Origin of the sequence: Brumimicrobium aurantiacum, assembly GCF_003402975.1 — a bacterium.
GTDB classification, from domain to species: domain Bacteria; phylum Bacteroidota; class Bacteroidia; order Flavobacteriales_D; family Crocinitomicaceae; genus Brumimicrobium; species Brumimicrobium aurantiacum.
In genome coordinates, this window is record NZ_QURB01000001.1 from 478,922 (window position 1) to 498,483 (window position 19,562).

The 19,562-nt window shown below is 34.7% G+C and carries 15 protein-coding genes; 2 read left to right on the top strand and 13 right to left on the bottom strand.

The window, feature by feature from the left end; genetic code table 11:
* Window positions 1-58: 58 nt before the first annotated feature.
* The 4 genes from DXU93_RS02120 to DXU93_RS02135 form a co-directional block, all read right to left on the bottom strand.
* Window positions 59-1,054 carry a lipoate--protein ligase gene (locus DXU93_RS02120; protein WP_116879589.1) on the bottom strand — a complete coding sequence of 332 codons (996 nt, stop codon included), beginning with the start codon at window positions 1,052-1,054 and terminating at the stop codon, window positions 59-61.
* A gap of 112 nt (window positions 1,055-1,166) precedes the next feature.
* Window positions 1,167-1,634 (bottom strand): peroxiredoxin, encoded by a 468-nt coding sequence (locus tag DXU93_RS02125; protein ID WP_116879590.1) that lies wholly within the window; start codon window positions 1,632-1,634, stop codon window positions 1,167-1,169.
* A gap of 24 nt (window positions 1,635-1,658) precedes the next feature.
* On the bottom strand, window positions 1,659-1,997 hold the full coding sequence (locus DXU93_RS02130; protein ID WP_116879591.1) for a MerR family transcriptional regulator: 339 nt from the start codon (window positions 1,995-1,997) through the stop codon (window positions 1,659-1,661).
* A 169-nt stretch (window positions 1,998-2,166) separates the two neighbouring features.
* Window positions 2,167-3,138 (bottom strand): M23 family metallopeptidase, encoded by a 972-nt coding sequence (locus tag DXU93_RS02135; protein WP_116879592.1) that lies wholly within the window; start codon window positions 3,136-3,138, stop codon window positions 2,167-2,169.
* Between the two features lie 106 nt (window positions 3,139-3,244).
* On the opposite strand from DXU93_RS02135, the gene alaS reads away from it, so the two are divergent.
* A complete protein-coding gene (gene alaS, locus DXU93_RS02140) occupies window positions 3,245-5,869 on the top strand; it encodes an alanine--tRNA ligase (RefSeq protein WP_116879593.1) in 2,625 nt (874 codons plus the stop codon).
* 21 nt (window positions 5,870-5,890) lie between these two features.
* On the opposite strand, the gene DXU93_RS02145 is transcribed toward alaS, so the two are convergent.
* The 9 genes from DXU93_RS02145 to DXU93_RS02185 all read right to left on the bottom strand — a co-directional run bounded on the left by DXU93_RS02145 (window position 5,891) and on the right by DXU93_RS02185 (window position 14,705).
* Entirely contained in the window at window positions 5,891-6,679 is a 789-nt protein-coding gene (locus tag DXU93_RS02145) for a tRNA pseudouridine synthase A (RefSeq protein ID WP_116879594.1), read from the bottom strand.
* 70 nt (window positions 6,680-6,749) lie between these two features.
* Entirely contained in the window at window positions 6,750-7,004 is a 255-nt protein-coding gene (locus DXU93_RS02150; protein ID WP_123776020.1) for a hypothetical protein, read from the bottom strand.
* Window positions 7,005-7,073: 69 nt separating this feature from the next.
* The gene (locus tag DXU93_RS02155) at window positions 7,074-7,526 is read right to left on the bottom strand and encodes a single-stranded DNA-binding protein (protein ID WP_116879596.1); all 453 of its coding nucleotides are present in this window, start codon (window positions 7,524-7,526) and stop codon (window positions 7,074-7,076) included.
* A 233-nt stretch (window positions 7,527-7,759) separates the two neighbouring features.
* Window positions 7,760-10,327, bottom strand: coding sequence for an adenosylcobalamin-dependent ribonucleoside-diphosphate reductase (locus tag DXU93_RS02160; RefSeq protein ID WP_205679217.1), 2,568 nt, complete (start codon window positions 10,325-10,327; stop codon window positions 7,760-7,762).
* Window positions 10,328-10,833: 506 nt separating this feature from the next.
* Complete coding sequence (locus tag DXU93_RS02165; RefSeq protein WP_116879597.1) at window positions 10,834-11,760, bottom strand: PorP/SprF family type IX secretion system membrane protein; 927 nt, start codon at window positions 11,758-11,760, stop codon at window positions 10,834-10,836.
* Complete coding sequence (locus DXU93_RS02170; protein ID WP_116879598.1) at window positions 11,757-13,034, bottom strand: gliding motility-associated C-terminal domain-containing protein; 1,278 nt, start codon at window positions 13,032-13,034, stop codon at window positions 11,757-11,759. The genes DXU93_RS02165 and DXU93_RS02170 overlap by 4 nt, the downstream gene beginning before the upstream one ends.
* Window positions 13,035-13,226: 192 nt before the next feature.
* Window positions 13,227-13,577 carry a helix-turn-helix domain-containing protein gene (locus tag DXU93_RS02175; RefSeq protein WP_116879599.1) on the bottom strand — a complete coding sequence of 117 codons (351 nt, stop codon included), beginning with the start codon at window positions 13,575-13,577 and terminating at the stop codon, window positions 13,227-13,229.
* A gap of 23 nt (window positions 13,578-13,600) precedes the next feature.
* Window positions 13,601-13,903, bottom strand: coding sequence for a type II toxin-antitoxin system HigB family toxin (locus DXU93_RS02180; protein WP_116879600.1), 303 nt, complete (start codon window positions 13,901-13,903; stop codon window positions 13,601-13,603).
* Window positions 13,904-14,090: 187 nt separating this feature from the next.
* The gene (locus tag DXU93_RS02185; protein WP_116879601.1) at window positions 14,091-14,705 is read right to left on the bottom strand and encodes a hypothetical protein; all 615 of its coding nucleotides are present in this window, start codon (window positions 14,703-14,705) and stop codon (window positions 14,091-14,093) included.
* A 454-nt stretch (window positions 14,706-15,159) separates the two neighbouring features.
* Here DXU93_RS02185 and DXU93_RS02190 point away from each other — a divergent pair, with 454 nt between their 5' ends.
* Window positions 15,160-19,518, top strand: coding sequence for a phage tail protein (locus DXU93_RS02190; RefSeq protein WP_116879602.1), 4,359 nt, complete (start codon window positions 15,160-15,162; stop codon window positions 19,516-19,518).
* Window positions 19,519-19,562 lie beyond the last annotated feature (44 nt).

The window sequence follows — 19,562 nt, forward strand, 5'->3', positions numbered from 1 at the left end:
AACTAAACCACTTTCCTTGTATGAAGCGTAACTGATGATTTTGGAATGGAGAAATAATTTATCCTCCAACCAAAAAGTCTATGAATTCATTTTTATCAATAGCACCGAAATAGTTAGTTATATCAACATTTTCAAGGGCTTTTTGAATAGAAGGCTTATCATAAGGAATGTCGATAAGATGTTTTTCTAATTCAGATACAGCATCACGTCCAAAGAAGTCACCAAAAATATTGGCTTGTTGAATTAAACCTTTTTCTACGTAAATTCTAGCGTCTAATTCACCAACTGAAAAGCGTTTATTGTGTTGGATATTGAATTTAGGCGCTCGTCCATAATTCCATTTCCAAGTATCGTATTTCTCATTTTTTAAGGCACGAACTTCATCCCATTCTTCCTCACTTAAAGTGTAGGTCACAAAATGGTCTGATTCTGCAAACAATCCTTTTAAAAGCAATTCTCTAAACTCCTCAATTGATAAGTCTACATCCATTAAATCACTAATATTCGCAACACGACTTCTTACAGATTTATGACCTTTTGACTCTAATTTGCTAGGCTTTACATTTAGTGCATTTACCACTTCACCAATGTCTGTTTTGTACAACAATGTTCCGTGACTAATCATTCTTCGTCCTGTAGAAAACTGAGCTGTACCTGAAATTTTCTTATCGCCAACCAAAATATCATTTCGTCCTTTCAGTTCAGCATCCAACCCCAATTCTTTCAACAATTTGACAACTGGTTCTGTAAACTTTTTGAAGTTATGAAGCTTCTTTACATCATGATTGGTGATAAAACTAAAATTTAAATTTCCTAAATCATGATAAACTGCACCACCACCACTTACACGGCGTACCACATGAATATTATGGTCATCAATATAATCTTGATTTACCTCTTCAATTGTAATTTGATTCTTTCCAATAATGATTGAAGGTTCATTAATATAGAACAGTAAATAGTCATTTTCACCACTAAATTTACGTACAATATATTCTTCAAGGGCAAGGTTTAATCTTGGGTCTGTTACACCTGCATTATCTACAAAAATCATGATCTTTCAATTTAAAAAATAAAGATAAAAGTTTTTCTTCATTGTTGGTTCTACATATTAAAGTATAGCAGGTAAAATTTATTTTTTCAGAAACATATCAAAATCAAATCTACTAGGATTTAGCTTTTTCTAAAATTGACAATGCTTCATCAACATGCTGTTCAACTTTCATTTGAGAATTAAAAACTCCTTGAACAATTCCTTTTTTATCCACCACATAAGTTACACGCCCTGGAATTAAACCCAATAGATTTGTCGGAACTCCAAACGCCTTTCTGACAGATTTTTGGGTATCAGCCAGCAATGTAAAAGGCAATTGATGTTTTTGCGCAAACTTTTTATGACTTTCTTCGTTGTCACTAGAAATTCCGATCACCTTAGCATCAGCTTTTGTAAAATCTTCGAATGCATCACGGAAAGAGCATGCTTGCTTTGTACATCCTGGCGTATCATCTTTAGGATAAAAATAGATAATGATATTTTCTTTCCCTAAAACCTCCTCTATGTTGAAAGCTTTCCCTTCTTGATCTTTTAAACTAAAAAGTGGGCATTGATCTCCTACCTCGATTGATTTACTCATAATTTCTTAAAATTAAGCTACAAATTACTTTTTCAAAGACAATAATCTCGATTTGATATTCTCAAGTTTCTCGATTAATTCCTCTTTATTGATCTCTGGCTGGGTAATTTCAACATCACCACTTTTCAAGGCTTTTTTTGCACCTTCTAAAGTATGACCATCTACCTTTACCAATTGATAAATATTCTGAATTTCTAAAATACTCTTCGGAGAAAACAAGCGATTTCCCTTTTTGTTCTTCTTCGGTTTAATAGAATCAAATTCTTTCTCCCAAAAACGAATCAATGAAGTGTTCACATCAAACATTTGTGCGACTTCTCCAATAGAATAATATAATTTTGTTAATTCACTTGCTTTAATCATAACTTGAGATCGTTGGTGCTAATTTAATGAAAATAAAGCAATACATCCGATAGAGAATGGATTTTAAATCTTTATTTTTTGAATGGATTAAATCTGATAGATTTGAATTAAGATTTGTGATTTTTTATCCGAAAGCTTGCAGATCGTAATTCGTAATTAAAATAGAATTCTAATCCATAGATTTCATTGCATTGTTTGAAATCTCAACAATCTTTTCGTATTGTTCTGGTGTTAAATCTGAATGAAAATAATTGATTGGGTTGACTTTATGACCGTCTTTAATCACTTCATAATGAAGGTGTGGACCTGTTGATTTCCCAGAATTCCCGAGTAATCCGATAAGATCTCCACGCTCAACCACATCACCTTCTTTCACTAAAAAAGAACTTAAATGAGCGTATCTAGTTTTGTATCCAAAGCCGTGGTTAATCACAATTTCTCTACCATAACCCCAGCTACTTACGCGTGTTTCTTCAACAACTCCTCTTCCTGTAGCGTAGACATCAGTTCCCACTTCAGCGGAAAAATCTGTTCCCCAGTGCATTTTTCGAGTTCCATAAACAGGATCTATCCTCCAGCCATAACCAGAAGCCATTCTTTTTAACTCTTTATTATTCACAGGTTGAATTGCCGGCAGGGAAGCCAAACGATTTTCACGTTCTTTCGCTAAATTAACTAGTTCTTTAAAAGATAAACTTTGGGCGTGTAACTTACGTTCAACTTCATCTAATTTTGAGATAGACTCTATTAAAATTTCACTGTTTGACATTTTCTTATACGAACTGTAGGCGTCACTTCCACCAACTCCCATCAAACGAAGTTCTTCTGGAAATTCGTTTGCTCCAAGTGCGATTCTGTATAATTCTTCATCACGTTTTTTAATCACCTCAGTTACTTTATCCACCAAAGCCAAACGGGATTGAATATTTTTAAACTCACCTTTTAATTCGGCAAGTTCTTTTTTAAGGGCTTTTTCTTTTGGAGATTCTATTCTGTAGGCTAAAATAAATGCAAAAACAAGACTTAATGCAATGGTTGGGGCTATAAACACGAATCCACGTAGGATACGCTCACCAATAGAACGATCCACTTTTTCGTATGAAAGTGTTTTGGGATTATACCTGAATTTTGTCTTTGACATTATTTTACACTAAAACATCGCAAAATTATGTAAATAATCTAACTTTGCAAAATCGTTAACCTTGATTAACACAAAGAACAGTATACCAATTTAATAGGGAATAGAAATGACACTTGAAGAAATCAGAAAAAAATTTCTCACTTACTTTGAAGAGAAAAAGCATTCCATTGTACCATCGGCTCCAATGGTTGTAAAAAACGATCCAACGCTAATGTTTATCAATGCTGGAATGGTTCCATTTAAAGAATTTTTCCTTGGTAATGCTGTCGCCAAAAACAAACGTGTAACTGATACGCAAAAATGTTTGCGTGTTTCTGGAAAGCACAATGACCTGGATGAAGTAGGTGTTGACACCTATCATCACACAATGTTTGAAATGCTAGGAAACTGGTCATTTGGTGACTATTTTAAGGAAGAAGCGATTGAATGGTCATGGAAATTGTTGACTGAAGTTTATGGAATTAGTAAAGAAAACCTTTATGTGACAATCTTCGAAGGAGACGAGAAAGATGGTGTGCCTAGAGATACTGAGTCTTATGACTTTTGGAAAAAATGGATTGCTGAAGACCGTATCTTAGAAGCCAATAAAGATGATAATTTCTGGGAAATGGGTGAGATGGGACCTTGTGGACCATGTGCTGAAATCCATGTTGACATTCGTTCTGATGAAGAAAAAGCAAAGGTTGACGGAAAAACATTGGTAAATCAAGACCATCCTCAAGTAATTGAAGTTTGGAACCTTGTATTTATACAATTCAACAGAAAAGCAGATGGAAGCTTAGAAAAACTACCAGAAACTCATATCGATACAGGAATGGGACTTGAGCGTTTAGCAATGGTTCTTCAAGGAAAACAATCGAATTATGATATTGATTTGTTTCAAACCCTAATTGGTCAGGTCGTAAAACAATCTGGTTTTAAATATGGAGAAAACGAAACTACTGACATTGCTTTGCGCGTAATTGCAGATCATATTCGTGCTATTGCATTTTCAATATCTGACGGTCAATTGCCTTCAAATACAGGAGCTGGATACGTTATTCGAAGAATTTTGAGAAGAGCAGTACGTTATGGTTACCAAACTTTGAAAATGGATGAACCATTTATGGCTCCATTGAGTAAAGTGTTGGTTCAAGAAATGGGTGGCGCATTCCCTGAATTGGTGGACAACCAAACTTTAATTGAAAATGTAATTCGTGAAGAAGAATTGAGTTTCTTTAAAACTTTAGCACAAGGTATTAAGCGAATTGAAGTCATCATTGAGGAACAGAAAAAAGTTGGAAACGACACAATTTCTGGTGAACAAGTATTCGAATTGTACGACACATTCGGTTTCCCATTTGATTTGACAGCCTTAATGGCAAGAGAGGCCAATTTGAAACTGGATGAAAAAGGATTCAACAAATCCTTACAAGCACAAAAAGACAGATCTCGTTCGGCAACTTCTGTAAAAACAGATGATTGGACAGAGATTTTAAAAGACGAAAAAGAAGAATTTATTGGCTACGACCGACTGGAAACGGAAGTGAAAATCACACGTTACAGAAAAGTTGAGCAAAAGAAAAAGTCATTTTACCAATTGGTATTCAATTTAACACCGTTTTATCCTGAAGGAGGTGGACAAGTTGGTGACAAAGGATATATTGAGTTTGATGGTGAAAAAGTTGCGATTTTTGACACCAAAAAGGAAAACAATTTGATCGTACATTTCGCGAAAGAACTTCCTTCAAATCCAAAGGCAACTTTTAAAGCAGTTGTAAACAGTAAACAAAGAGCGCTAACTGCATCAAACCACAGTGCTACTCACCTTTTACACCATGCATTACGTGAAGTATTGGGAGATCATGTAGTACAAAAAGGTTCTTTGGTAAATGCTGATCATTTACGTTTTGATTTCTCTCATTTTTCAAAAGTGACAGATGAAGAAATCGAAAAGATTGAAAAGATCGTCAATGATTTAATCCGTCAAAATGAGCCATTAAATGAATTGAGAAACACTCCAATCAACGAAGCCAAAGAACTTGGTGCAATGATGTTGTTTGGTGAGAAATATGGAGATACTGTTCGTGTAATTCAATTTGGAGATTCTATTGAATTGTGTGGAGGAACACACGTTCAAGGAACAGGAAATATTGGTTGGTTTAAAATTGTGTCAGAAGGATCTGTAGCTTCTGGGATCCGTAGAATTGAAGCAATTTCAAATACTACAGCAGAGAAATACATCAACGATAAGTTGGCGCAATTAGATAATGTAAACGCATTGTTTAAAAACACCAAAAACGTTGTTCAATCAGTTAAAGACTTGATTGAAAGCAATAATAAAATGCAAAAGCAGATTGAGCAAATTGAGAAGGACCGTGCAAAAAGCATCAAAGTTGATTTAAAAAACAACATTGTTGAGCAAAATGGCACCAATTTCCTTTCCGCTATTGTTCCATTAGATGGTGGATCAATCAAAGACATTTTATTCCAATTGAAAGGTGAGGTTGAAAACTTATTTGCTGTTATAGGAGGCGATAAAGATGGAAAATGTACTTTGAGTATCATCATTGATGATGAAGTGGTAAAATCAAAAGATTTACACGCAGGAAACATGATACGTTCTGCCGCTAAACACATCCAAGGTGGTGGAGGTGGTCAACCGTTCTTTGCAACTGCAGGAGGTAAAAAACCTGAAGGATTAAAAGATGCAATTGAAGAAGTGAAGCAATTGGCAATTGGCAATTCGTAATTCGTTAATGCATATTTGAAATTATGAATTAACGAATTCAACAGCGTGCAATTGCAGTCCAGAGGCTGGGGCGTTATAACTTAGTTTAATTCTATTTGATCCGTCGAGGGTTGCTAGAAATTCGCTCCAGGCTTTTTTTCCTTGTCCAAGTTCAAAGAGCATACCCATCATTAAACGTATTTGATTACGCTTAAAACCGATGCCTTTTACTTTTACGACATAACTCTCCTCTGGGAAAAATGAAGCTGTTAATTCGGTGTTTTTAGTTAACTCACATGAAATCACTTCTCCATTGGTTTGCGTTTCTGGGTTAGGACGAAAAGTATAAGAGTAAAAGTCTTTTTTCCCGACGAACATCGTGGCTGCTTTTTGCATGATTTCAACATCTAAGTCTGCCAAAATATTGCACATAAATGCCGCACAATAGGGATGAAACTTCTCTCCAAAAGCAAAATAGTAATGGTATTCTTTGATCTTTTCAGATTGAATAATATTGAACTTAGCATCAGTAGGCTCAATGGAAAGTGCTTTTACATCTGCTGGAAGGTTAAGATTAAATTCATCAAGAAATTGTGGCAGATCCTCAATGGCACGATCTGTAAATACTTCAACATAAGTTTGATTAACAGAGACCTTAGCATCGGTTCTACCTGCAGCCAAAACTTTACTTGATGTTTCATCTGGCAAGACCCAATTCAAAGTTTTAGTTATCATTTCTTGAACCGTGATTACATTGGGTTGCTTTTGCCAGCCGTGATAACGAAAGCCAAGATATTGGATTTCCATTAAATAATAAAAGCGTGTTCTCATATAAGGCTTGAATATAAAAAAGCAGTCCGCTAAGAGAACTGCTTATTCAAAAATATTGTAAAAAAAGATGTTAGTCTTCCTCTTTAATTGCTGGTGAAGCCGACTTGAATTCTTTCTTTTTCTCCGACTTTATCTCCTTGTTTATCTTATTTGAATTAATAAGCCCTTCTTCTTTTGAGGGTTTTTGTTTTGCTACTTTCTCATTTAACAAAAGAGCGGGTGCTTTCTCAACCTTCTTAACTTCTGCATTTGCATTTACTTGTGCAAAAACTGGTGCTGTCATAACAATGGCAAAAACACCTAATGTCATCAATGATCTTTTCATATTCTCAAGTTTTAAATTACGATTATTAATTACTTCATTTTAGAATTGTCCCCCATGAATAATTCTTCCTTAAAAATCATCTTCATTGAGTGTAAAGCCATCTAAACCTCCATACATATCAGTATTACTTTCACTCTCTTCATTCTCATTATAATTGTCATCGCTAATATTGCTGGCACTTTTACTTGATCTCAGAATATTAGTACGTGCAATATTCAGCCTAATCTCTGTTTTTATAGAACCATCATCTTGTTGAAAAGCTTTAGCATAAGGAGTTCCAACAACTTCAACCAGTGCCCCACTTTTTAGAAAATCTAAAATTCGCATATTAGATCCTTCTTTTTTCCAAATGGTACAATTCACCCATGTGGTTTTTGTCCTTGATTCTCCCGTCTTTTTATCTCTCCAATTTTTATTGTGCGCTACGGGAAAATTAATTGCGACAACTCCCCTATCTATTTTTCTTACTGTTGCATCTTTACCTAAATTTCCAATCAATCTTGTCTCAAACACTGTAGCCATCCTGTTTTGTCTTTCTAAATTTAATTTGTCTGTAAAACCTAAATATAAAGAAATAATTAGTTTACATTTTATTATTCACCCAATGAGTTTAAGTTAAAAATCATAAATAGGACTAAAACAGGAGAGAATAAAGCAAAATCAACAAAAAAGGCCGCCTCCTGAGGAAACGACCTTTAAAATCTAACATTTGTTCACTAATTCATCAAATTAGCGTATGAAATAACTTTATATAATTAACCGCATTTACTGTGACCACAGTTTGTACAAGTTAAACAACCTTCTTGGAACTGTACGCTTTTCTGATTACACTCAGGACATTCGTTGTTACTTTGTGTTCCATCAGGAATAAACTTCTTCACAACACGAGAAACACCATTTTTCCATGTATTCAAAGTGTCGTCACTTAAGTTTAAAGAACCTACAAGGTCTACAACATGTAGCAATGGCATTCCGTGACGTAATACACCAGAAATCATTTTTGCATAGTTCCAGTATTCTTTATCGAAAGAACGAGAAAGTCCTTCAACTGTAACATTATAACCTCCTCTATCTTCGTATTGGAAGTCATAACGACTACTGTCGTCACTCTTCACTTTCTTGATTAATCCTTTCTTTACATCGTTCGGGATTCCATTAAATCCATCTCTACGTCCAGTAAAGATTTCGTATGGACGACCATCTAACATTCCTACAAAAGCAATCCATTCTTCCAAGTTATTTTGGAAACGTACAACTTCAGCTTCTAAGAATTCTGGTCGTTCTGGAGCATGGTGATCGTCAAAATTCACACTTTTAGTTTCTTTTTCTTTTTCAGAAGTAGAAACAAGTACACCAGAACGTGAGCCATCACGGTAAACAGTAACACCTTTACATCCAGACTCCCAAGCTGTTTGATAAACTTTTCCTACCATATCTTCAGTTACATCTGATGGAAGGTTAACAGTTACAGAAATAGAGTGATCAATGTGTTTTTGCACACGACCTTGCATTTCTACTTTCTTCACCCAATCCACATCGTTAGATGTTGCCTTATGGTATGGAGACTTCGCGATAATTGAGTCAATTTGATCCTGATCCATTTTACGCACCTCTTCTAAATCATACCCTTTTGCAATAAGGTATGTTTCAAATTTGTGGTGGAATACAGGATATTCTTGCCAAGAATCACCAACCTCATCAACAAAGTCTACACGTGCATCTTTATCATCTGGGTTAATTTTTCTTCTTCTCATGTAAGAAACCATAAATGCCGGCTCAATACCTGATGTTGTTTGCGTTAAAATTGAAACTGAACCTGTTGGCGCAATTGTCAACAACGCTATATTTCTTCTTCCGTGCTCTACTAGTCTTTCGTAAAGTGCTGGATTCTCCTCTTTAATTCTTAACATAAAAGGATTATCCTTCTCACGTTGTGCTTCCCAAATTGGGAATGCACCTCTTTCTTCAGCCATAATGCTTGATGAAAGGTAAGCACCGTGCTTTAATCTCATGTGTAATTGATCAGAGAAATCATTTGATTCATCTGTTCCATAGCAGATTCCAAGTGCAGCCAACATATCACCTTCAGCTGTAATTCCTAGACCAGTTCTACGTCCTTGCTTACATTTTTCACGGATTTGCATCCATAAACTTAACTCTGTATTCTTAACGTTATCTGATTCTGGATCATTCTTAATTTTATTGATGATTTTATCAACTTTTTCAAGTTCTAAATCAATCAAGTCATCCATTAAACGTTGCGCAATGATTACGTGCTTATCAAACAATTCATAATCGAATGTCGCTTCATCCGTGAAAGGATTTTTAACATAAGAATATAAATTGATTGCCAACAAACGACAAGAATCGTTTGGACAAAGTGGAATCTCACCACAAGGATTAGTTGAAACAGTTTCAAAACCTAAATCGGCATAACAATCAGGAATAGATTCTTTGATCAAAGTATCCCAGAACAAAATTCCAGGTTCAGCAGAAGCCCATGCATTATGAACTACTTTATCCCAAATTCTTTTTGCATCTACAGTCTTTGTAAATGTTGGATTCTTTGATTTCACAGGATAAGTCAAAGTATAATCACCACCTGTTAAGGCAGATCTCATAAAATCATCAGAAATTTTTACAGAAACGTTGGCACCGGTAACTTTTCCTGCAGTTGTTTTGGCATCGATGAATGCCTCTGAATCTGGATGATCAATTGCTATTGATTCCATTAACGCTCCACGACGACCTCCTTGAGCAACTTCTCTCGTTGAATTTGAAAAACGCTCCATAAATGGCACAACACCTGTTGCTGTTAAAGCAGAGTTTTGAACTGGCGATCCACTTGGACGAACAAATGATAAATCAACACCAACTCCAGCTCTTCTTTTCATCAACTGAACCAATTCTTGATCTAGTTTCAAAATTCCACCGTAAGAATCTTCGTCTTTGTCATTTCCAATCACAAAACAATTTGAGATTGAAACGTATTGGAAATCGTTTCCAATTCCAGCCATTGGACTTCCTTGAGGAACGATGTATTTAAAGTCTTTAATTACATCATAAATTTCTTGTTCAGAAAGTGCATTTGGATACTTCGCTTCGATTCTAGCAAACTCTCTTGAAATACGTTTATGCATTTCATCTGGAGTTCTTTCATAAAGATTACCCATTGCATCTTTTAATGCATATTTCTTCATCCAAACTTCCCCTGCTAGAGTGTCTCCTTTGAAATATTCAATAGCAGATTTCAAAACCTCCTCCTGAGAAAAACTCTTTAAATCACTAGCTTTCTGAGTTTTAAGTGCCAATCCGTCGCTCATATCACAATTTATTTTATGTTATCAATAATTCTGTATCAAATTCAATGGTTCTATCAAGAATCTTTCGATTGTATCTTATTCAGATACTTTTATTCTCAATTGAAAGGTAAAATTAGAAACTTTAATTGACATATTTGTCCGAAAGAAATTATATCATTTTTTAGTTATTCACATTTTCAAAACGCGATTCATTTGATAAAAAAAATCTCATTTTGTAACCGCTTATTCACAAAGGGAATTACAAAAAAAATTGGCCAAAATAGTGTTGAAAAAAATGTTAAAAACCCTCCGGAAATTTCTATTAACAAAACCCTGTTTAATAAAAAGAGAGAATAGATGTAAAATGTATTGATGAATTTTATATTTTATGAAGCAAGCAATCAAATAGAGAAATTCTCACCTTCTAAAATATCCACTACAATCGTGTTTATAGTTCAAAAGTATCTTTGATAAATAAACAACTCTAAGAGAACCTGAACTTTTGGACTATTCAATTGGACTACAGATTATTCAAACAATGGACAAGCAGTATTTGATCTTTTTGCACGTCTACATCCATTAAACTGCAAAGATATTTCATGTGTATGAAAATTTCCTCCACGAATATTTGAAGTAATGTAATCGAAACTGTAGCCAATGGAGAATTTTTTAATACTCACTTTCATAAATCCTATGATTGCATCAACATTTCTATACCCTACTCCAATCATAAAATTATTCTGAAAATCAAGCATCAAATTTAAATCAAAATTAATCGGACCCGCAGGTGGAATGCGTACCAACATCCCTGGCAATAATGAATTATCATTTTCAAAAGTAAATTTTGTTCCTGCTTGAATTTTTGTGTGAAGTCTATATCTTGAATCATCTCCAATATCACTCCATTCGTTCATTCCCAATTGATCAATTGCAGCACCAACATAAAACACTTTTGTATTGTACCAAATTCCTGCACCAATTAATGGAAACAACATTTGATTTACAGATTGTGCTACAGCAGGATCTGCTTCAATCGTGCTAACCTCTGTATGATCAAAGGCCAATTGTTGAACTCCTCCGGAAACTCCAAAACTTAAACGTCGACCATCTTTTATAGGAAAATGCAAAGCATAAGCCATGCTCAATGCAAAATTATTAAATGGACCGTAAACATCTCGTTCCACTTTCCCTCCAAGTCCATGAAAAGAGGCATTGTAGCGTTTTTTCTTCTTTTTTAAAGGGGCATTAATTGTGAAAATCCCACTTTGTGGCGCGCCTTCAAATCCTGCCCACTGCACCCTTGCAGCTGTTCTCACATCCAAACAACGTTTTACTCCTGCCAAGGCCGGATTTATAGCAAATTGATTAAAAGACCACTGAGAATATTGGGCAATTTGCTGACTACAAACTGAGAAGGAGATAGTCAAAATTAGAAATGTGATTAATCCTCTCATCTAATTATTGTAACGGTTCCTTTAAATGGTTCATCATAATTTGCATCTCGTAAATTCACAACATAATAATAACTCCCTGAAGCCAATGGTTTTCCTGATTCGGAGTTTCCTTTCCATCTTTTTTCAATTGGATAACCTGTCGTTTGAAACACAACTTGTCCCCATCGATTATAGACTTGGATAAAACAATCAGGGAAATTTTCTATTCCTAGAATTTCCCAATCATCATTAATTCCATCTCCATTAGGCGAAAAAGTATTGGGAATTTCCAATGTATTCTCAACAAAGACGGTCATCTCATCTGAAATATAACAATGCCCATTATACCCAGTAAGATAATAGGTCGTTGTTTCATTTGGAAAAACAATTGGTTTTAAAAGATTAGCGTCATTAATATTGTATATCGGTGTCCAATAAAATGTACTTTGACTCGTCTCTCCTTCAAGCATAACTTCTTCTCCTTGGGTAATGTATAAATCTGGACCAGCATCAACAACAAAATCATAGACGGTAAACGAAATCGTATTACTCGAAACAGTATCTCTGCATTGCGTAAAACAAATCATTTCTGCAGAAACGACATCCCCATCATTCAAATCCTTTGTTTCAAAAACAGGATCAATGGTTGTTCCAACTTCAACACCATTAACAAACCAATTAAATGCAATCGGATTACCACAGTCAACAGTTGAAGCATTAAAAACAACATTTTCATCTTTACACACCACACTATCATTGGTTGAGATAGTAATTTGTGGATTTCTTTCGACACCTAATCCAGTCATTGAAACATCAAAAGTTGCTTCAGCATTTTCTGTTGTTCCTGCCACTCCATTAACAACCACGTAATACGTTGTGCTTGGAGCTAATCCAGGTGCGTTTAAAGTAAAGTTGGTTGTAGCTGCTGCCTCACAATTTGAAACTTCAGTATATGACGAGGGTATACATGGAAGATCTGCCTTTACGATTACCGCTTGTAGTTCTATTCCTTGTCCAGGATTATTCTCAAAATTGATATTATTGAAGTTTACATTGACATCACCACCTGTGCTATTGGTGGTAAAAGTCATCCAAATAGAATTTTCTCCGCTAAAGCAGAAATTAAAGTCATCCTCACAATTTGCACATACTGTTGCGTTGGCTCCGATATTATTTAATGTAAATGTGGTATTCGGACACAATTCGAAAGCATTTGTACATTCATTATAATCCTCTTGTGCAAGAAGAAATAAAGGGCCAAAGAGCGCTAAAAGAAGTACAAAGTTTCTCATCATAATTACAAAACTATATATAATTCACCTGTTTACAATTGATGAAACGAATATATTCTTGATTTATGGTATAGTTCGAGGCATTATTTTGAATTAAGGAAAAACTTTAGGTTCCCAGCGAACACAAACGGATCCGACAGCTGTAGGGTTCGCGCATGAGTTGGGGAATACTGAGGATGATGGAGTAAGATAAATTTACGCTAGCAATGATTCTGCTGGAATTCCGAATTCTTTATGAAGCTTTTTAATCATGGTAAGTGATAAACTTCTTTGTCTGTTAAGAATTTCTGACACTCTACCACGCGTACCAAAATACTTTGTCATATCAATTCGTTTCAGTCCCATTTGTTCCATTCTAAATTTAATAGCTTCTATTGGATCTGGCGTGTCAATCTTGTAATGTTGCTCTTCATACAACTCAATCAAAGTTATTAACAATTCAGCTTCATCAAACTCCTTTGTATTGGGTTTTGCATCAAATATCAACTCCATACGCGCTAAAGCCTTATTGTAATCTGTTTCTGTTTTTATTAATTTCACTTCCATAATTCAATATTCCAAACTCATTATTAAATTGTTGCTGCATCAATTTTATCATACTCTTTGTGTGTTCCCACAAAACGTATAAACATCCATTGAGCCTCGTAATTGATTTTAACAATCAATCTATATTTATTACCACATATATTAAACACTACTCTATTATCTCCAACTATACTTGCATTACCGTATTGTTGTTTCACCTCGTTTGGGTTTTGCCATTCTGCATGTTTTGCCTCATGATACCAAGCCTTCAGTTGTTCTTTCGAATCTTCTCTTCCTGACTTTTCCCAATGTTCTCTTAAGGTTCTTAGTGCTATTATATTACTCATCTCTTTTACAAAGGTACTATAATCCTCACAAATGATCCCTGTACGGGAACAAAAAAATCATCCAAACATCTTTTGATGTAGGCGATATATTACCTCTCATTGTTCTTGTGGTTTTAAGTTATTAGGGTTCTCAGCCATTAATAGTTACCCCTTGGACAAACAACATTATTCTCATGGATTATAAGTTTTACGGTTTATCATTTACACTGTCTTTTGGGATATTTAAAAATTCAATTTTTGTATTTCCACTACGTTTAAATATCTCATCACCGCCAAAACCGAAACTATTCGTATAATCATTTTGTCCATAATGATTATACATACCTACATGTTGAAAAAACATTTTTAGATATCTCGATGGAATTTCTTCTTTAGAAATAAGTTTTCTAATCAAAGCAGGATGATTCATTTTTTTTGAAATTTTTAATTTATATAAAACATCATCCAATCGAAATAAATACTCAGCCTTTTTGAAATTGTAATTTATCAAATAACATTTCTCTATTCTAAATAACTCTTCTAGTTCAGGTTCTGAATAATCAATGAAGTGTTTTACTTTATAAAAAGATTGATTTACAATAATCGTATCAACTACATTCAAAAGCATCTCTTCTTCAACACTCTTCAACGAAATTCGAAACTTAATTCCTGTTACAGGGTAACTCGGGTAAGTACATTCTAGACAATAATCTTGATCATATCTGGTAAATCCTTCACTAATGAAATAATTTTGATCTGTTAAGGTGTTTTTTCCTTGTGAATATTGAAAAAAAGCTTCTGATAATTGATTATCAAATTTCATTTCATCATACTCTGGAACCTATTTATAATATGAATGCCATTTATCACCAATCATACAACTTGAAAAAATCAACCCTAGAGCGAAAATAACAAGTAACTTCAAATTAACAATTCTCATAAGTATCTTGGATTTCTCGATTTAGTTTTGTTTTCTGTATCTTTTTTTTCTTCCCCTGGAACTACCACATATCCCGAGAACAGTCGGATCCGTTCACGTGATCATCTGAATTCTAGCTTTTGCCATGCTTAAAAATACAAATATCCTCAAATCCCTAGCTCCAATATTCCATTTAAAACTCTTTTTCCTCTGCTGTAATCAACAACACAAATTTATGGATGATCTTTTGGTCTCGAAACGAATCTCAGACTTACAGGCTTATTATGAATATATCTTATTTTTGTAAAAAAATTAGTTTGGCACAAATTCTGTTTTGTCATTTTGAAATGAATAGCTTATGAAAAAGATTTTACTCACCTCAGTACTTTTGCTCCTTATCGTTTTCCAAGGAAAAACACAACGTTTCGATTATGAAAACACTTCAAAAATGTTTTTGGGGTTAAATATTGGAAGCGTTTGGCACACTTCTGACGTTCAGAACGTAAAAAACCGTTTTCCACTTGGAGCTGGTTTTGTGATCGGAGGTTCTATCAATCAAAACTATGGAAACGCTGTTTCTTTCGACCTTCGTTTTAGGTATTTAGGTGGTGTTTGGTATGGACAAGATACCGATACTACTGGAGCTATTTCCAACAACTATGCGGTTAACCAATATTATGACACTTTGGGTTATACCGTTCAAAATTTCAGAAACGCGCAACACCGATTTGCATTAGAACTTTCAATGCACGCCAATCGATTCAAAGAAAGAACAGGAATTGATCCTTATATTTTTGGTGGAATTGGTTTTACTGCGTCTTCTCTTCGAGGTGATTTATTGGACGATGTGCCAGGAACAAGTCAAGGCGATATTTATGCCTATGATCAAACGCCAAATGGGAGTTTAATTGAAAAAGAATATGAAACCCCACTAGACCTTAATCAGAATGGAGATCCGTATCCAAGTAATGAGTTTGATGTAAAAGTTCTCCCTAGCTTGGGTGTCGGTTTAGGATATTATTTCAATAGCCGATTCTCAATGGGAATTGAACACAAAACTACATTTTTTATGGATGACTATTTTGATGGTACAACCTTCGATCAAGATGGTGCAACAAGTAGTTTTCTTGACAATGACATGTATCATTACACTAGTATTTACTTCAAATGGTATTTAAAAGGGAAATCAAGTAATGACAAATGGGAAGAACCAGTTGAAGATGATCCATATACTCCAGCGCCTGTAAACAAAGATCAACCAATCGTTGATTTTACAAATCCTTCTAATTCTCCACATAGAACAAATTCTAGACTTTTTAACTTAAGAGCAAATGTTTACAATGTTGCAAGTGCTAGTGACATTACTTTCACAAACAATCAGCAAACAAACACAAACTTTGTATTCAATCCATCAACGAATCAATTTGAAGCAACCGTTCAATTGGTTCCCGGAACGAACACATTCTTCCTTAAGGGAACAAATCAGTTTGGAAAAGATAGAGATGTTGTGGAAATCTATTACGTTGAAGAAATTGAACGTGGAAATCCGCCAATCGTGAACATCACAAACCCAACAGCATTGCCCTACAGAACTAGTTCATCAACACACACTGTTGTTGCAACAATTCAAAATGTTCAATCAAGTGGCTGGTTAGAAGTTTGGTTTAATGACATGGTTGTAAGCAATTATAATTTCTCTAGCTATGGAACAAACAATTTTTCAATTCCATTAAACCTTATTGAAGGAACCAACAAATTAAAAATAGAAGGAAGAAATGAATTTGGTCAAGATATGGATGAAGCCATCATCATCTACAAGCCAATTGTAAATACAGATGACAGAGAGCCACCTGTTGTAAATATTTTAACACCAAGTTCAAATCCTCATATAACAGCGCAGTTAAATGAGAATATTGTTGCAAAGGTTGAAAATGTTGACTTAAAACAGAACATCGAGGTTCGCGTAAATGGTAATATTTATTCAAATTTCACTTTCAATGCCGCGACAGGAAGAGTACAATTCTCTACTGGAATTAATGCAGGAACAAACACGGTAAAAATTAGTGCGACAAATGCTGTCGGAAGTGATTTCGATGAAACACAAATCATTTATCGTCGTCCTACGCCTGTTACGCCTCCAAATGTAAATATTCTTACTCCAAATGTGAGTCCTTACACGGTAACTCAGCAAACGCAAGGAGTTATTGCTGAAGTTGAAAACATTACTTCTACTTCTCAAATTGAAGTACGCATCAATGGCGTACAAACAAGTAACTACTCGTTTAACAACACTACAAAGCGAATTCAGTTTACTGCACCTTTAAATGCTGGAGTAAACACGGTGAATATAACAGTAATCAACAATGACGGAAGTGACTTTGATGAAACACAAATCATCTACAGAGAACCTATTCCTGTTACGCCTCCAACTGTAAATATTCTTACTCCAAACGTGAGTCCTTACACGGTAACTCAACAAACGCAAGGAGTTATTGCTGAAGTTGAAAACATTACTTCTACTTCTCAAATTGAAGTACGCATCAATGGCGTACAAACAAGTAACTACTCGTTTAACAACACTACAAAGCGAATTCAATTTACTGCACCTTTAAATACTGGTGTAAACACGGTGAATATAACAGTAACCAACAATGACGGAAGTGACTTTGATGAAACGCAAATCATCTACAAAGAGCCTGTTCCTGTTACGCCTCCAACTGTAAATATTCTTACTCCAAACGTGAGTCCTTACACGGTAACTCAGCAAACGCAAGGAGTTATTGCTGAAGTTGAAAACATTACTTCTACTTCTCAAATTGAAGTACGTATCAATGGTGCACAAACAAGTAACTACTCGTTTAACAACACTACGAAGCGTATTCAATTTACTGCACCTTTAAATGCTGGAGTAAACACGGTGAATATAACGGTAACCAACAATGACGGAAGCGATTTTGATGAAACGCAAATCATCTACAAAGAGCCTGTCCCTGTTACGCCACCAACTGTAAACATTATCTCACCTAACGTGAGTCCGTATACAGCTACGCAACAAACACAAACAATAATCGCTGAAGTAGAGCACATTTCTTCTTCAACGCAAATTGAAGTACTTTTTAATGGGGTACAAACAAACAACTTTACATTTAATAGTAGTACACAACAAGTACAATTAGTTGCATCATTGAATTTGGGATCAAACACTGTAAAAATCACCGCTACAAACAACGATGGAAGTGATTTTGATGAAGCACAATTAATTTTGAATACAAATCCAGACATAGGTTTACCTCCAGTAGTTACATTTATTACACCAGATGTTAATCCATATGTAACCTTCCAATTTTCGGAATCAATTAAAGCACAAGTGGACCATGTTTCATCTGCACAAGAGATCGATGTAGAGATCAACGGTTCATCTACGAATAACTTCACTTTTAACAACACAACAAAAGAAGTACAGTTTTCCGCAAGCTTAAATACAGGAATGAATACTGTAAAAGTTACTGGGACGAATATGTATGGAGTTAATTTTGAAGAAGCAACGATTGTATATAAAGAGCAGAATGTACCTCAACCTCCAACAATTCAATTTTTAGCACCTGTTCAAAATCAAGGGTCAGTTACACAAGAATCGTATAACATGATGGCCAAAGTATTCAATGTAACTCAAGGAAGTGATATTCAGGTATATTTCAATGGTAGTTTAGTGAGCGCTAACAACTACAATTTCAGTCCACAATCAAAACTGATTACATTTCCAAGTACTTTAATTATTGGTGTGAACACATTTAAGATTAAAGCTCAAAACAATGACGGTAATGCGGAAGAGACTGCTCAAATCACAAGAATTGGTGAAGGACCTGGGAAAGACGAAGGTGGAAACACTGGTATTAAACCAACGCCTTGTGAAAAGCCAAAAGCGAGCTTCACCTCACCAAGAACAACAACTTCTAATGTTGATGAGGAGTCTTATAATGTTGTTGCATTTCTAAGTAACATTACTTCTAATAATCAAATAAAGGTTACACTAAATGGAAAAACAATTAAAGGTTTTACTTTCAATTCAAAAACAAAACTATTCAAACACACCATTAAATTAACAGAAGGGAAAAACACTTACAAACTACATATAACAAATTCTTGCGGAACTATCGTGAAGACTTATCAGTTTAATTACAAGCCGGAACCTGAATGTGGAGTAGTTGTTGAGATCATTAATAGTAGCTCTGAATTTTGTTTGACAACTTCAAACGGGACAGTTACCACTTTAGATCTTATGCGAAATGCTAAATTCATATACGCTGGACAAGCGAGTGCTATATATTTCAAAGCTCAATCTACAGGGTATTTAATGGTAAATGGAAAACCGTATAAAATATACCAAGGGAACTATTATTACTTTAAAGGATTGATGACAGTTGATTTCTCTAGGAATAGGAAAGATATGCCTGGTCAATGGAGCATTTGTATCTCGACAAATACCACTCCTAATTATGGAACTGGATTAAGAAAACCAAAAAATCCATGTAATACTATTAAAAACACAACTCCGGATAGTTCTCCAAACATCGAAACAAAACCAGACATTCAAAATAAGCCGACAAGAGAAATTAATATTCAAGAATCTCCAAAACCGAAAATTGAAAATACCGAAGGAGAGATAAAACAAAGCTCACCACAGATTCAAAGTAAACCAAATCTCAGAATACCGTAAACCTGTTTTTACCAAAAATAAATAACATAGCAAAAATAAATGAG

What these genes read in the sequence shown, in the direction of transcription:
- DXU93_RS02170 (WP_116879598.1), bottom strand. Translation starts at nt 13,034, where the DNA reads ATGATGAGAAACTTTGTACTTCTTTTAGCGCTCTTTGGCCCTTTATTT.
- DXU93_RS02125 (WP_116879590.1), bottom strand. Translation starts at nt 1,634, where the DNA reads ATGAGTAAATCAATCGAGGTAGGAGATCAATGCCCACTTTTTAGTTTA.
- DXU93_RS02180 (WP_116879600.1), bottom strand. Translation starts at nt 13,903, where the DNA reads ATGAGTAATATAATAGCACTAAGAACCTTAAGAGAACATTGGGAAAAG.
- DXU93_RS02145 (WP_116879594.1), bottom strand. Translation starts at nt 6,679, where the DNA reads ATGAGAACACGCTTTTATTATTTAATGGAAATCCAATATCTTGGCTTT.
- alaS (WP_116879593.1), top strand. Translation starts at nt 3,245, where the DNA reads ATGACACTTGAAGAAATCAGAAAAAAATTTCTCACTTACTTTGAAGAG.
- DXU93_RS02150 (WP_123776020.1), bottom strand. Translation starts at nt 7,004, where the DNA reads ATGAAAAGATCATTGATGACATTAGGTGTTTTTGCCATTGTTATGACA.
- DXU93_RS02185 (WP_116879601.1), bottom strand. Translation starts at nt 14,705, where the DNA reads ATGAAATTTGATAATCAATTATCAGAAGCTTTTTTTCAATATTCACAA.
- DXU93_RS02165 (WP_116879597.1), bottom strand. Translation starts at nt 11,760, where the DNA reads ATGAGAGGATTAATCACATTTCTAATTTTGACTATCTCCTTCTCAGTT.
- DXU93_RS02160 (WP_205679217.1), bottom strand. Translation starts at nt 10,327, where the DNA reads ATGAGCGACGGATTGGCACTTAAAACTCAGAAAGCTAGTGATTTAAAG.
- DXU93_RS02190 (WP_116879602.1), top strand. Translation starts at nt 15,160, where the DNA reads ATGAAAAAGATTTTACTCACCTCAGTACTTTTGCTCCTTATCGTTTTC.
- DXU93_RS02120 (WP_116879589.1), bottom strand. Translation starts at nt 1,054, where the DNA reads ATGATTTTTGTAGATAATGCAGGTGTAACAGACCCAAGATTAAACCTT.
- DXU93_RS02130 (WP_116879591.1), bottom strand. Translation starts at nt 1,997, where the DNA reads ATGATTAAAGCAAGTGAATTAACAAAATTATATTATTCTATTGGAGAA.
- DXU93_RS02175 (WP_116879599.1), bottom strand. Translation starts at nt 13,577, where the DNA reads ATGGAAGTGAAATTAATAAAAACAGAAACAGATTACAATAAGGCTTTA.
- DXU93_RS02155 (WP_116879596.1), bottom strand. Translation starts at nt 7,526, where the DNA reads ATGGCTACAGTGTTTGAGACAAGATTGATTGGAAATTTAGGTAAAGAT.
- DXU93_RS02135 (WP_116879592.1), bottom strand. Translation starts at nt 3,138, where the DNA reads ATGTCAAAGACAAAATTCAGGTATAATCCCAAAACACTTTCATACGAA.